The organism is Sulfitobacter sp. G21635-S1, from assembly GCF_027213915.1.
Classification (GTDB): Bacteria; Pseudomonadota; Alphaproteobacteria; order Rhodobacterales; family Rhodobacteraceae; genus Sulfitobacter.
Genome location: NZ_JAPWGV010000073.1, coordinates 1 through 835, shown reverse-complemented (window position 1 = coordinate 835; position 835 = coordinate 1). Strand labels below are relative to the sequence as shown.

General features: G+C 55.6%; 1 protein-coding gene. It reads left to right on the top strand.

Annotation, left to right across the window (positions count from 1 at the left end):
• Positions 1 to 65: 65 nt before the first annotated feature.
• A protein-coding gene (locus tag O4H53_RS26965; RefSeq protein WP_269368091.1) for an IS5 family transposase occupies positions 66 to 823 on the top strand; the annotation gives its coding sequence in 2 pieces (ribosomal slippage) (positions 66 to 387 and positions 387 to 823; 759 coding nt in all).
• The last annotated feature ends 12 nt before the right edge of the window (positions 824 to 835 follow it).

Below are 835 nucleotides of genomic sequence, written 5' to 3'. Positions count from 1 at the left end.
TAGGCTCTGGACCCATTGATTTCTGCATAGCGGCATGATTCACGGTTCAAAAACGAGCGGTGAACATGTCTGATCTATTCTGGCTAACAGATGCGCAGATGGCGCGTCTTGAGCCCTTCTTCCCGAAGCCCCATGGCAAACCTCGCGTTGATGATATGCGTGTGTTGAGTGGGATTATCTTCATTAACCGCAATGGCTTACGCTGGCGCGATGCACCCACGGAATATGGTCCGCACAAGACGCTTTATAACCGTTGGAAGCGCTGGAGCGATAAGGGCATCTTCGCAAAGATGATGATGGGGCTGGCAGCCGATCACGGCGAGGAGAAGACCGTGATGATTGATGCGACCTATCTCAAAGCGCACCGTACGGCGTCCAGTTTGGGCGTCAAAAAGGGGGGCGTGGTCGTCTGATTGGTCGCACCAAAGGCGGCATGAACACTAAGCTGCACGCCATCTGCGACAGCCTGGGCCGACCGCTGAATCTGTTCGTGACCGCCGGACAAGTCAGTGACTACATTGGCGCCCGGGCGTTGCTGAGCAGCCTGCCGAAGGTCGATTGGCTACTGGGCGACAGAGGCTATGATGCCGATTGGTTCAGAGAAGCGTTGAAAGACAAAGGGATACGCCCCTGTATCCCGGGTCGAAAGCAACGCAAGACGGCCGTGAAATACGACAAGCGGCGCTACAAACGACGCAACCGGATCGAGATTATGTTCGGCAGGTTGAAGGACTGGCGGCGTGTGGCAACGCGATACGACAGATGTCCAAAGGTCTTTTTGTCCGCCATCGCTCTCGCGGCAGTCGTTATCTACTGGCTATGAGTCCTGACCCTA